Source organism: Stenotrophomonas sp. STEN240, assembly GCF_056756175.1.
In genome coordinates, this window is sequence record NZ_JBRRBO010000008.1 from 75426 (window position 1) to 87844 (window position 12419).

At 63.9% G+C, this 12419-nt stretch carries 9 protein-coding genes, 3 tRNA genes and 1 riboswitch; of the genes, 5 read left to right on the forward strand and 7 right to left on the reverse strand.

Translation table 11 applies throughout. The features are described 5' to 3' along the window. Positions 1–153: 153 nt before the first annotated feature. The 5 genes from ACVOKO_RS05605 to ACVOKO_RS05625 all read right to left on the reverse strand — a co-directional run bounded on the left by ACVOKO_RS05605 (position 154) and on the right by ACVOKO_RS05625 (position 5186). Entirely contained in the window at positions 154–1776 is a 1623-nt protein-coding gene (locus ACVOKO_RS05605) for an FMN-binding glutamate synthase family protein (RefSeq protein WP_346497970.1), read from the reverse strand. Positions 1777–1807: 31 nt separating this feature from the next. Then, entirely contained in the window at positions 1808–3097 is a 1290-nt protein-coding gene (locus tag ACVOKO_RS05610; RefSeq protein ID WP_346497971.1) for a nucleotide sugar dehydrogenase, read from the reverse strand. Positions 3098–3119: 22 nt separating this feature from the next. Next, positions 3120–3206, reverse strand: a tRNA-Leu gene (locus ACVOKO_RS05615). 81 nt (positions 3207–3287) lie between these two features. Further along, a complete protein-coding gene (gene hemN, locus ACVOKO_RS05620; protein ID WP_346498008.1) occupies positions 3288–4697 on the reverse strand; it encodes an oxygen-independent coproporphyrinogen III oxidase in 1410 nt (469 codons plus the stop codon). Between the two features lie 102 nt (positions 4698–4799). Further along, a complete protein-coding gene (locus ACVOKO_RS05625) occupies positions 4800–5186 on the reverse strand; it encodes a group III truncated hemoglobin (protein WP_346498009.1) in 387 nt (128 codons plus the stop codon). Positions 5187–5363: 177 nt separating this feature from the next. On the opposite strand from ACVOKO_RS05625, the gene ACVOKO_RS05630 reads away from it, so the two are divergent. From ACVOKO_RS05630 to ACVOKO_RS05640, 3 genes are all read left to right on the forward strand, one after another. Further along, positions 5364–5651, forward strand: coding sequence for a hypothetical protein (locus ACVOKO_RS05630; RefSeq protein WP_346497972.1), 288 nt, complete (start codon positions 5364–5366; stop codon positions 5649–5651). Next, positions 5648–6739, forward strand: a complete 1092-nt coding sequence (locus ACVOKO_RS05635) for a 4Fe-4S dicluster domain-containing protein (RefSeq protein WP_346497973.1) — start codon at positions 5648–5650, stop codon at positions 6737–6739. Before ACVOKO_RS05630 ends, ACVOKO_RS05635 begins: the two co-directional genes overlap by 4 nt. A 169-nt stretch (positions 6740–6908) precedes the next feature. Next, positions 6909–8108, forward strand: coding sequence for a leucine-rich repeat-containing protein kinase family protein (locus ACVOKO_RS05640; protein WP_346497974.1), 1200 nt, complete (start codon positions 6909–6911; stop codon positions 8106–8108). A gap of 181 nt (positions 8109–8289) precedes the next feature. Here ACVOKO_RS05640 and ACVOKO_RS05645 read toward each other — a convergent pair. Both ACVOKO_RS05645 and ACVOKO_RS05650 read right to left on the reverse strand, forming a co-directional pair. Beyond that, a tRNA-Cys gene (locus ACVOKO_RS05645) sits at positions 8290–8363 on the reverse strand. Positions 8364–8436: 73 nt separating this feature from the next. Beyond that, a tRNA-Gly gene (locus tag ACVOKO_RS05650) sits at positions 8437–8512 on the reverse strand. A 389-nt stretch (positions 8513–8901) separates the two neighbouring features. On the opposite strand from ACVOKO_RS05650, the gene ACVOKO_RS05655 reads away from it, so the two are divergent. Beyond that, positions 8902–10038: a phosphotransferase enzyme family protein gene (locus tag ACVOKO_RS05655; protein WP_346497975.1), complete on the forward strand. Its 1137-nt coding sequence runs from the start codon at positions 8902–8904 to the stop codon at positions 10036–10038. A gap of 42 nt (positions 10039–10080) precedes the next feature. Then, positions 10081–10175: riboswitch (TPP riboswitch) on the forward strand. A gap of 69 nt (positions 10176–10244) precedes the next feature. Then, complete coding sequence (locus ACVOKO_RS05660; protein ID WP_346497976.1) at positions 10245–12419, forward strand: TonB-dependent siderophore receptor; 2175 nt, start codon at positions 10245–10247, stop codon at positions 12417–12419.

A 12419-nucleotide genomic window follows, 5' to 3' on the forward strand; every position in this document is an offset into this window, starting at 1 on the left:
CATGGTCGGTAGTGGCCTCACCGACAACGCCGCTCCATGTAGGAGCGGCGTCAGCCGCGACACTGGCGATCAATCAGATTGCGAAATTGCGAACAAGCCGGCACCTCATTATTCCCGGCTTCGCGGCTTACGCCGCTCCCACAAAGACTGCGCTCAGCACATCTTGCTGGTACGCAGCGCCGCAACACGCGCCGGCGGGGTGAACGCAGCACTGCTCGCCTCGGCCCAATACTCACGGAATACCGTGTGCTCAGGCACCTTCTTCAGCAACTCGCCCGGCGCCAGGTAGCGGTACAGACTGGCCAGCGAGCGGATCTCCACCGGCGAGACCCGGCGCAGGATGTGCTCCGGGCCCAGTTCGGACGGATCGTGCAAGCCAGCCGCACCCAGCAGGTCGCGCAGCGCGCGCATGGTGTTCTGGTGGTAATTGAACACGCGTTGGCCCTTGTCCACCGGCTCCAGATGGCGCCAGCGGCTCGGATCCTGGGTGGCAATGCCGGTCGGGCATTTGTCGTTGTGGCAGCTCAGCGACTGGATGCAGCCCAGCGCGAACATGTAGCCACGCCCGGCGTTGCACCAGTCAGCGCCCAGGGCGATGGTGCGGGCGATATCAAACGCCGTGGTCACTTTGCCGGCTGCGCCCAGGCGGATGCGGTCACGCAGCCCAAGCCCAACGAGCGTGTTGTGCACCAGGATCAGCGCTTCATTCATCGGCACGCCGACGTGATCGATGAACTCGGCGGGCGCGGCACCGGTGCCACCTTCGGCGCCATCAACCACGATGTAGTCCGGCATCATCCCGGTTTCCTGCATCGCCTTGGCGATGCCGAACCATTCCCACGGATGGCCGATGGCCAGTTTGAAGCCGACCGGCTTGCCGCCGGACAGCTCACGCAGGCGCACGACGAACTGCAGCAGTTCAATCGGTGTGGAGAACGCCGAGTGCTTGGACGGCGAGACGCAATCCACGCCCATCGGCACGCCACGGGTCGCGGAAATTTCGGCGCTGACCTTGGCCGCCGGCAACACGCCGCCGTGGCCGGGCTTGGCGCCCTGCGAGAGTTTGATCTCGATCATCTTGACCTGATCGGAACTGGCGTTCGCGACGAAGCGCTCTTCACTGAAACGGCCGTTGTCATCTCGGCAGCCGAAATAGCCCGAGCCGATTTCCCAGACCAGATCACCGCCGTTTTCGCGGTGGTACGGCGAAATCGAGCCTTCCCCGGTGTCGTGACAGAAGCCGCCCAGCTTTGCGCCCTTGTTCAGCGCGCGGATCGCGTTGGCCGACAAGGAGCCAAAACTCATCGCCGAAATATTGAACACGCTGGCCGAATAGGGTTTTGCGCATTCGGCGCCAATCACCACGCGGAAATCATGATGCGCAATGGTGGTGGGTGCCAGCGAATGGTTGATCCATTCGTAATCCACCGCATAGGCACTGCGCAGCGTGCCGAACGGCACCACGTCCATCTCATTGCGCGAACGCTGGTAGATAAGCTGGCGCTGCTGGCGCGAGAACGGCACGTCTTCCAGGTCGCTCTGCACGAAATACTGGCGGATCTCCGGGCCGATCGATTCGAAGCCGTAGCGGAAGTGCGCCAGCACCGGGTAATTGCGCCGCAACACGCTGCGCCGCTGCAGCACGTCCCAGGTGCCGAGCAAGGCCATCAGTCCAAACAGGCCCACGCCCCAATACCAAGCAGGCCAATGGGTAGCCAGTGCCAGCGATACTGGCAGCAGAATCAGTGCCAGCACATAAACCAGATAACGATGCATTACCGTCCTCGACCTACACGGATGGCGGATTCTACAACCGGTCGTCCACTACTTGCCTCGGCCAGGCCGATTTCACGTCGTAGACCACCATGTCGGGCACACCCAAGGCGCGGATCTGCGCGGCATCGAAGGCACGGAACTGCTGGTGCGCCACCGCCAGCACCACCGCGTCGTAGATTCCCTGCCGGGGCGCCTTCACAAGCTCCACACCGCCCATGTCATGCGCATTGCGCGGGTCGGCCCAAGGGTCATAGGCATCCACATGTGCGCCGGCCGCAGCCAGCATCTGCACGAGGTCCAGGCCGCGGCTATTGCGCAGGTCCGGGCAGTCCTCCTTGAAGGTGACGCCCAGCACCAGCACGCGCGCGTTCTGCAGTGGTTTGTTTTTATCCTCAAGCAGGCCACGCACGCGGGTGACCACATGCGCCACCACCCGGTTGTTGACCTGACGTGCGGTGTGGATCAGATCCGGGTGGTAACCCACGCTTTCGGATTTGTGCAGCAGGTAGTACGGGTCCACGCCAATACAGTGGCCGCCAACCATGCCGGGCCGGAAGGGCAGGAAATTCCACTTGGTGCCGGCCGCTTCCAGTACATCCAGGGTGTCGATACCGAGTTTGTCGAAGATCAGCGCCAACTCGTTGACCAGTGCGATGTTCACGTCGCGCTGGATGTTTTCCACCACCTTGGCCGCTTCGGCCACGCGCAGCGAGGACGCCGGCCAGGTGCCAGCAGTGATGATGCGCCGGTACAGGCCATCCACCAGCGCTGCGGCCTCGGGCGTGGAGCCGGAAGTGATTTTCTGGATATCCGGCAGACGCCGCTGGCGGTCGCCAGGATTGATCCGCTCCGGGCTGTAGCCGCAGTAGAAGTCCTGGTTGAAGCGCAGCCCTGAGCCCTGCTCCAGCAGCGGCACGCAGACTTCTTCGGTGGTGCCCGGATACACGGTGGATTCGTAGATCACCAGATCACCGCGCTTGAGCACGCTGGCGATCAACGCCGTGGCGCTGCGCAGCGGTGCCAAGTCCGGTTGCTCATAGGCATCGATCGGCGTCGGCACGGTCACGATGAAAACATTGCGCGCGGCCAGTTCGGCCGCAGCCGAGGTATAGCGCGCATGCACCGCCGCGTTCAGCTCGGCATCGTCAAGTTCAAGCGTATGGTCGTGCCCGGCCTGGAGTTCGGCAACGCGGGCGCTATCGATGTCATAACCCAGGGTATCGAGCGTCTTGCCGAATTCAACAGCCAATGGCAGGCCAACATAGCCCAGCCCGATGATGGCGATCTGCGGCGCAGCCGCGGCGGTGATCTCGGCGCTCATGCCATCCCTTGAGGTTGCAAACTGGTGCCCGGAGCCGGAATCGAACCGGCAAGGCCTTGCGGCCGGCGGATTTTAAGTCCGATGCGTCTACCAGTTTCGCCATCCGGGCATCGCGATAGCGTGCCTGATTGCGGCCCAATTGTGAACCGCGAAGATGAGCGGCAGTGCCGAGCCAACCGCTATCTCGAACTCAGCCGATCGCCCGCGAGTACCGCGCAGGCTGCTGTGCGGCCTTCAGATAGCGGTCAAAACACATCGCTATCAGGCGCAGCAAGGGCCGCCCCTGATCCGTCGCGGCGACCACACCTTCGTTGTAGCTGGCCAGCCCGTCGTCCTGCAGGTGACGCAGCGCGATCAGTTCATCGGCGAAATACAGATCAAAATCCACCCCGTGGCGCCGTGCCAAGGCATGGCCATCGACCTTGCCGTGACACATCAGCTGCTGGATGAGTTCGGCGCGCAACATGTCATCGCTGTCCAGCTCCAGGCCACGCCATACCGGCACGCCGCCTTCGGCAACCTTGGCTTCCCACTCCTTGAGATCACGCGGGTTCTGGCTGTAGCTGCTGTCGATATGACTGATTGCACTGACCCCCAAGCCCAGCAGATCACTGTCGGCGTGGGTGGTATAGCCCATGAAATTGCGATGCAGACTGCCGGCTCGTTGCGCGCGCGACAAATCCTCTTCCGGCAGCGCGAAATGATCCATGCCGATGTACTGGTAACCGGCAGCCGACAGCCGCTCCACCGCCAGCCCCAACAGCGCCAGCTTCTGCTCCGGATCAGGCAGATCACGGTCCTGGATCTGCCGCTGCGCCTTGAACATATGCGGCAGGTGCGCGTAGCCATAGATGGCCAGACGATCGGGGCGCGCGTCGATCACCGTATCCAGCGTGCGTCCGAAGCCGGCCAAGGTCTGCAGCGGCAGGCCATAGATCAGATCCACGTTGACCGAACGCATGCCGTTGTCGCGGCAGGCCTGGATGATGGCCATCGTCTCGTCCACCGCCTGTATGCGATTGATCGCCTGCTGCACGGCCGGATCAAAATCCTGCACACCCAGGCTGGCACGGTTGAAGCCCAGCTCGGCGAGTACCGCGATATCGTCCACGCTGACCGAACGCGGATCCAGTTCGATGGAAAAATCGCGCGCACTGCCCTGGCTGAAATTGAACAGGCGGTGCAGGCCATCCATCAGCCGGCGCAGCTGCTCGGGCGCCAGAAAGTTGGGGGTGCCGCCACCCAGGTGCAGCTGCACCACCTCGCGCTCGCGCGCGAACAGCGGTGCCAGCCAGTCGGCTTCGACCAGCAGCTGATCAACATAGTGTTCGCCCTTGCTGCGGTCACGGCTGATGACCCGGTTGCAGCCACAGTAGAAACACGGGCTGCTGCAATAAGGCACATGCACATACAGCGACAACGGCCGGCCGGCCGCATTGCTGCGCGCCACCGCCGCGCAGAACTGCGCCTGCCCATAACCATCATGGAAGTGCGGCGCGGTCGGGTAGGAGGTATAGCGCGGCCCGGGCCGATCATGCCGGCGCAGCAGGTCGGCATCGAAGGTCCAGCCCAAGGCGTTGGAGGTCGTCGGCAGCGGCATGTTCATGGCTACAGCTTGCCCGCAACGCCAGGGCCCCGCCTTGAGCTGGATCAATCCAGCCGCTTCCTGAACAGGCGGGCCCAACTCCGTGTATCAGTGGAGTTAGAGAATCGGGAACGAGGGCGCGTGATAACGCCGCCAGATCGAGCCGGCAACGCGCGCCGCCGCCTCATCGGCCAGCGCCTGCATTGCCGGATTACCCAACTCCGCGGTGGTCTGGCTGAACAAGGCCAGCCAACGCTCGAACATTGGCCACTCCAGGCCGGGAATGGCCAGGTGCTTGGGCATCGGTGCGCCGTTGAAGCGCGAGGTCCCGCGCAGCAGTGCTGACCAGAAGTCCACCAACTGCTGCAGGTGCTGCTCCCAGTCGTGCACGCGCGCCTCGAATATCGGGCCCAGCACCGCGTCTTCGCGCACCCGCGCGTAGAAACGCCGCACCAGAAGCTCAACTTCCTGCTCACTGCATACATCCGGCCCTGCCCGCACCACCCACCTCCTGTTATTTGCCCAAACCAGCGCTATCGCCCCGCCCTGCTTGATCAGGATCAACGACGGCGCTCCGCACAGCCCCTAGCCTTGCAAACCGGGTTGCCAGCGGCGCCATGAAACCGGCGCTGCCATCCACCCAATTCTATTCCTTCGCCATGAGGCCCCCGGGAATCCACGATGACTGCCCCCGCCGAACACGACAGCCGCCGCGCGCTACCCATGATCCAACTGCTGGGCGCCGTGGCCTGGCCCAGCTTTTTTACCGCGGCGGTGATGTCGGCGGTGTTCTTCGCCTTTATCGATCCACTGCAGCTGCAGCAGATCAGCTTTCCGCACTACGTGATCAGTCGTGAGCTGGGCTATTCGCTGGGCTTTTTCATGTTCTGGGCAGGCACTCTGTGCGCCTGCGGAGTGACCGCGCTGCTGCTGCGCCCGGCGCGCGAGCCGGAGGAGTCCTTCGAATGAGGCCGGTGCGCAGCATCGGCGAAGCCAGCGCCAAGTCGTCCCGCAGCCGCGACAGCATCCGCCAGCTCACCACCACGGCGATGCTGGCCGCGTTTTACGGCCTGCCCTGGCTGCAATGGAACGACACTCCCTGGCTGCTGCTGGATATCGATGCGCGCCAGTTCCAGATCGCCGGTTTCCAGATGCAGCCGGAGCAGTCACTGCCGCTGCTATGGCTTGCCCTGGCGGCACTGGCCCTGCTGTGCCTGGCTACCAGCCTGTACGGCCGCCTGTGGTGCACCTATGCCTGCCCGCAAACGGTATTGACCCGCCTGTTCCGCAAGCTGACCGGCCTGACCGCCTTCAAGGGCCGGATGGCAGCGCTGGGGCCTCCGCTCAGGCAGGCCCTGTGGGCGGGGATCGCGCTGTGGACCGGGATCAGCTTCGTCGGCTACTTCACCCCCATCGCGGATCTGGTGCAGGGCCTGCTCAGCTTCTCGCTCAGCGGTTGGGAATGGTTCTGGATCAGCTTCTACGGCCTGGCGACCTGGGCAAACGTGGTCTACCTGCATGAACAGGTATGCAGCTACCTATGCCCTTACAGCCGCATACAGACCCTGATTACCGACACACGCACGCCGGCCATCCAATACAACGCCCCACGCGGCGAGCCACGCGGCCCGCGCGCGCTGGACAACGCCAGCGTGTTGCACCGTTCACGCGGGCTGCTCGACGCCACCACCGCCGCCGACTACGTGTTCCGTGCTGCGCATCCGGCGATCGCCGGCGCCATGCCCAAATTCAGCCCCGTGCACCTGGGTGACTGCACCGATTGCAGCGCCTGCGTTGCGGCTTGTCCTATCGGGCTGGATATCCGCAACGGCCACTCACGCAGCTGCATCGAATGCGGCAACTGCATGGATGCCTGCGACGATGCCATGGCCGCCAGCCACTACCCGTTGGACCTGATCCATCGCGCCCGGCCGATAACCGATGACGCGGGCGCCATATCTGGACTACGCATCAAGCCGCTGGTGTTTGCCGGCATCGCGCTGGTGTGCATCGTGCTGGCGGCACTCACCGCTACCAGCATTGCAGGAGCGGCGTAAGCGGCGAGGCTTACCTTGCTGGAATCTTTGCCATCCATGCAATCTATTGATCAGCCAGCTTCGCGGCTTACGCCGCTCCCACAAAAGCCTTGCGCTGACGATCTGCTTGCTTCGCGGCTGACGCCGCTCCCACAAAACTCTTGTGCTGGAGCCAGTACACTCGCCGCGCATGCATACCCTTGAAGATCTGAAAAACGGCTCGCTCGCCGGCGCCCACACCGTCCGCCTGGTAAACCAGGGCCTGACCGAATTCCCGCTGGCCCTGTATGCCTTGGCCGAAACCCTGCAAGTACTGGATCTTTCCGGCAACCAGCTCACCTCCCTGCCCGATGAGCTACAGCGGCTGCACAAGCTGCGCATCCTGTTCTGCTCCAATAATCCATTCACGCAGTTGCCGGCTGTACTTGGCGCCTGCGAGCAGCTGGAAATGATCGGCTTCAAGGCCTGCGCGATTACGCACGTACCCGAACGCAGCCTGCCGCCGCGGCTGCGCTGGTTGATTCTCACCGACAACCAACTCAGTGAACTGCCGGCAGCACTTGGCCAACGCCCGCGCCTGCAGAAGCTGATGCTCTCGTGCAACCAACTCACTGCCCTGCCCGATCTGAGCGATTGCAAGGCACTGGAGCTGCTGCGCATTGCCAGCAACCAGTTCAGTGCAATTCCAGCAACCCTGCTTGCACTGCCGAACCTGGCATGGCCAGCATTGGCCGGCAATCCGCTGACCGCCGAGGCCGAGCAAGCCGCGCTCGCCGATGCACATCACCACGCCATCAACTACGACGACCTGGAGATGGACGCACTGCTGGGCGAAGGAGCGAGTGGACACATCCATCGCGCCACCCGTAAACGCAGCGGCGAGGCGGTTGCGGTCAAGGTCTTCAAGGCGGCATTCACCAGTGATGGCACGCCACAGTCGGAACTGGCCGCCGGTCTCGCTGCCGCCGGCCACCCGAATCTGCTGGCGCCGTTGGCGGTGGTTGAAGGGCACCCGCAAGGCCGTCTGGCGGTGGCGATGCCGCTGCTCCCGGCGGTGTACGTCAATCTGGCTGGCCCGCCCAGCCTGGCCAGCTGCACGCGCGATATCTATGCGACCGATACACGCTTCACGCCCGCCATCGCCGAACGCCTGCTCGCCTGCATCCGCGCCGCACTCACCCATCTGCATGCGAACGGCGTACTGCATGGCGACCTGTACGCCCACAACATCCTGTGGAACCCGACCACCGGCGAGGCCGTGTTGAGCGACTTCGGTGCAGCGATGTTGAGCAGCATGTTGCCGCCCGCACAGCGCACGCAGCTGCAGGCAATCGAATGGCGCGCATTTGCGCACCTTGAAGATGAGATCAGCGCGCGAACCGGCATCTGACAGCAGGCTTTGCCTGCTCACAGGCGGGCGCCAACCTGCACCGCGCGCGCCACCTCCCTCTGCCACCCATAAACCCGTCGCAGAGGGGATTACAGCGCCAAGCCGCAGGTTGCAGGCGACCGGCAACAAATCGCGGAAAACAAAAAAGCCCTGATTTCTCAGGGCTTTAGTGCTTGCCTCATGGAGGCCTGGGTCGGAATCGAACCGGCGTACGCGGATTTGCAATCCGCTGCATAACCACTCTGCTACCAGGCCAAACAACTTGCATCGTCGAAGCGATACACCACCTCGACATGAAAAGACCCCGCTGCGGGGGCCCTTTCAGATTTGGAGCGGGAAACGAGACTCGAACTCGCGACCTCAACCTTGGCAAGGTTGCGCTCTACCAACTGAGCTATTCCCGCGTGGTGTGCCGCGCATATTACAGACTTCACCGATGATGCGCCAGCGCTTTTAACAATTTCTTTCACATTGTGCGGGTGGCTGAAGGGGCTGGGTGCGGGCGGTGCTGATGAGCCGCAGGGGCTGGGGCGGCCTGGACGCTTGTACGGGTGAGCCCTTTGCCGAGCATGGCTCGGCGCTACGATGCTTTACGGGTGAGCCCCCTGCCGAGCTTGGCTCGGCACTGCGATGCTTTACGGGTAAAGCCCTTGCCGAGCATGGCTCGGCACTACATTGGTGCCGTCTCCCTTTCACGCGGCCCGAAGGGAACTTGGTGGGCTGGCTTTTTGCTGGTCGCTACAACTGACGTACCATCGCGCCTCTCTCGCATCACCTGCCCCAGCCTGTCCTGATGATCCAGCAACCGCACCGCGTGCAAGGCCTCAACAACGATGAAGTGGCCGCTGACTGGCCCGCCATCGACGCGCCCGAGCTCGCTTGGCTGCAGAAGCATTACCCGCAGCTGCAAGCCGACAGCCAGCTGCTCTGGCACAGCCCGCGGCCGATGTCGGCCGCTGCCATCGTGCAGAGCGCGCGCGGCAAACTGTTCATCAAGCGCCATCACCGGCTGGTGCGCAGCGCTGCCTGCCTGGAAGAGGAACACCGGTTCATCCAGCATCTGGCCAACCATGGCGTGCCGGTGGTCACCCTGTTGCAGGGCAAGGATGGCCATACCGCCATCGAACACGGCGATTGGACCTATGAACTGCACACCATCGGCGAAGGCGCGGACCTGTACCGCGATGCGCCGTCGTGGACCTTGTTGACCGATATTGAACGCGCACGCGCGGCCGGCCGCATGCTGGCCACCCTGCACCGCGCCTCGGCCAGCTACCAGGCGCCGCAACGCAGCACCCAGCTGCTGGTCGCACGAGATGAGCTGATCCGCGCCGAAGACCCGATCGCCATCCTCAAGGCCGACCTGCCCAACCGCCCCGGCCTGGCCCGTTACCTGGCCCGCATCCCCTGGGAACAGCAACTGCAGCGCAACGTCCTGCCCTGGCACAAGGGCCTGGCCCAGCGCCTGCAGGCCGAGCCGCAGCTGTGGGCACATAACGACTGGCATGTTTCCAACCTGCTTTGGGGCACCGACCAGCACGCCAACGAAGTCAGCACGGTGCTGGATTTTGGGCTGGCCTCGCCCACCAGTGCCCTGTTCGACCTGGCCACCGCCATCGAACGCAATGCGATTGCCTGGCTGCAACTGGAACGCGGCAACGACGCGGTGCGCATCGATATCGCACTGGCCCTGCTCGAAGGCTACCGCCAGGTCCTGCCGCTGTCGGCCGAGCGCGTGCACCTGCTGGCCGACCTGCTGCCGATGGTGCATTTCGATTTTGCACTGTCCGAAGTGGAGTACTTCGAAGGCATCACCGGCTCGACCGCCAACGCTGATGTCGCCTGGCAACCGTTCATGCTCGGCCACCCGCAATGGTTCGGCAGTACCCCTGGCCAAGCCCTGCTGCATGCCCTGCACGAGGCAGCCTGAAGCAGGCCGGCTCGCAAATCGTTCGCATTTGTAGTGAAATGCCCCCTGAAGCGGGGGTGCCTGGAATGCCAGGCTGAGAGAGTCCCTTGGAACCTGATCCGGTTTGCACCGGCGTAGGGAGCTTTGAGCAGCAGTCGTAGCGCCGTCACCGGCGCTGCGCATGCACGCCTTCGCTTCGTCTCCCTTGTTGTCTGAAGACGAATCGAATGAACCGCTGCCTGCGCCCCACGTTGTTGTCCCTCGCCCTGAGCACTGCCCTGCCGCTGTATGCCAGCGACACCGGCCTCGATGCGGCCGCCGAACACTCCCCGACCGAACTTGCCGCCGTGCGCGTGCAGGCCCACCAGCCGGAAGCAGACAACGCCCGCGTCAACAGCTTTGGCAGTGGCGACTGGAAGAACACCCCGGCTTCAATGAACGTGCTGGATCGTGACCTGCTCGACCACCAGCAGATCCGCTCGCTGTCCGAACTGGCCAGCAATGACGCCTCGCTCGGTGATGCCTACGCGCCGGTGGGTTATTACCAGAACATCGCCATCCGCGGCTTCGCGCTGGACACCGCCACCGGCTACCGCTTCAACGGCATGTCCATTGCCGGCGAACAGCGCCTGGCACTGGAAAACCTGCAGTCGGTGGAAATCCTCAAGGGTGAGGCCGGCCTCGCCGCCGGCGTGATGGCGCCGGGCGGCATCATCAATTACGTCGGCAAGCGGACAGCGGAAGTGCGCACCCTCACCCTGGGCAGCGATTCCGAAGGTTCGCGTTACGCGGCCATCGACGTCGGCCACTGGCTGACGCCGCGCTTCGGCCTGCGTTTCAACGCAGCCTGGGATGACAGCAAGTCCTATATCGAACATGCCGATGGCCGCCGCAACTTCTATGCACTGGCAACCGACTGGCTGATCGGCGAACGCGGCAAGCTTGAAGTGGACGCCAACTACCAGACCAGCATGCAGCGCTCGGCCTCCGGCTATCAGCTGCTGGGGGGCAGCACGTTGCCGACCGGCGTGGACCGCGAGCACATGCTCGGCTACCAGCCGTGGCAGCAACCGGTGGGTATCGCCAGCACCAACATCACCGCACTGCATACCTACGATTTCAATGCCAACTGGCAATCGCGCGTTGCGCTCAGCCACAGCCGCACGGTGATCGACGACAACGTCGCCTTCGCCTACGGCTGCTACTACGCCGCGCAATGCGCCGACGGCAGCGTGCCCGGCAACTACTTCGCGCCCAACGGCGACTACGACATCTACGACTACCGCAGCCCGGACGATACCCGCCGCAACCAGGAACTGCGCGCCGAGCTGCGTGGCAGCTTCGACACCGGCAGCTTCGGCCATCAGCTGATGCTGGGCGCTGACCAGTTCCGCCGCACCGTGGACAAGCGCCGCAACGTCAACGAGTACGTCGGCACGGTCAACATCCACGACAACCGCCTGCCGGTATTCGAACCCTCGCCGCTGCAGCCCGGCGCATCCGCACGCCGCCTGGACAGCCGCCAGACTGCGGTTTTCGCACTGGACCGCATCCAGCTCAATGAAGACTGGCAGTGGCTGGCCGGCGGCCGTTACGTGCGCCTGGACGAACGCGCCTACGACAAGCGCGGCAACCCGCAGCGCCGCAGCCGCCTGTCGCGCTTCCTGCCGCAGACCGCCGTGCTGTGGAAAGCCAGCGACAGCCTCACTGCCTACGCCAGCTATGTCGAAGGCATTTCCTTGGGCCAGGAGGCACCGTTCTGGACATCGAATGCCGACACCTTCCTGCCGGCAGTGCAATCGCGCCAGCTCGAAGTCGGCGTCAAGTACGCCAGCAGCGAACAGCTGAACCTGGGCGCGGCACTGTTCCGCACCACCCAGCCGTATCAATACGCGAAACCCGACAACAGCGATGTCGGCTACACCTTTGTTGAAGAGGGCAAGCAAGCCCACATCGGCCTGGAACTGACCGCCAACGGCCAGCTCAGCGATGCGTTGCAGATCATCGCCAGCGCCAGCGTGCTGCAGGCGCGCGCACGCGATACCGACACGCCAAGCTACCAAGGCCACCAGCTGGTCAACGTGCCCAAGCTACGCGGCAGCGTGCACCTGAGCTATGCCCTGCCCTTCATCGAGAACCTGGACCTGACCGGCGGCTGGCGTTATGCCTCGGCCAATACCGCGCGCGCCGATGGCGCGGTGCGCGCCCCCAGTTACAGCGTGTTCGATGCCGGCCTGCGCTTCCAGCACCAGCTGCAGGGCCACGCGGTGAGCTGGAACCTGTCGGTGGACAACGTCTTCAACCGTTTCTACTGGCGCGATACCGGCAGCAGCATGGGCGATTACTACCTGTTCCCGGGTGCACCGCGGCAGGCCCGCGTATCGGTGAGCTTCGCGCTGTGA

Coding starts and splice junctions, on each gene's coding strand:
- ACVOKO_RS05605 (WP_346497970.1), bottom strand. CDS start 1,776: ATGCATCGTTATCTGGTTTATGTGCTGGCACTGATTCTGCTGCCAGTA.
- ACVOKO_RS05610 (WP_346497971.1), bottom strand. CDS start 3,097: ATGAGCGCCGAGATCACCGCCGCGGCTGCGCCGCAGATCGCCATCATC.
- hemN (WP_346498008.1), bottom strand. CDS start 4,697: ATGCCGCTGCCGACGACCTCCAACGCCTTGGGCTGGACCTTCGATGCC.
- ACVOKO_RS05630 (WP_346497972.1), top strand. CDS start 5,364: ATGACTGCCCCCGCCGAACACGACAGCCGCCGCGCGCTACCCATGATC.
- ACVOKO_RS05635 (WP_346497973.1), top strand. CDS start 5,648: ATGAGGCCGGTGCGCAGCATCGGCGAAGCCAGCGCCAAGTCGTCCCGC.
- ACVOKO_RS05640 (WP_346497974.1), top strand. CDS start 6,909: ATGCATACCCTTGAAGATCTGAAAAACGGCTCGCTCGCCGGCGCCCAC.
- ACVOKO_RS05655 (WP_346497975.1), top strand. CDS start 8,902: ATGATCCAGCAACCGCACCGCGTGCAAGGCCTCAACAACGATGAAGTG.
- ACVOKO_RS05660 (WP_346497976.1), top strand. CDS start 10,245: ATGAACCGCTGCCTGCGCCCCACGTTGTTGTCCCTCGCCCTGAGCACT.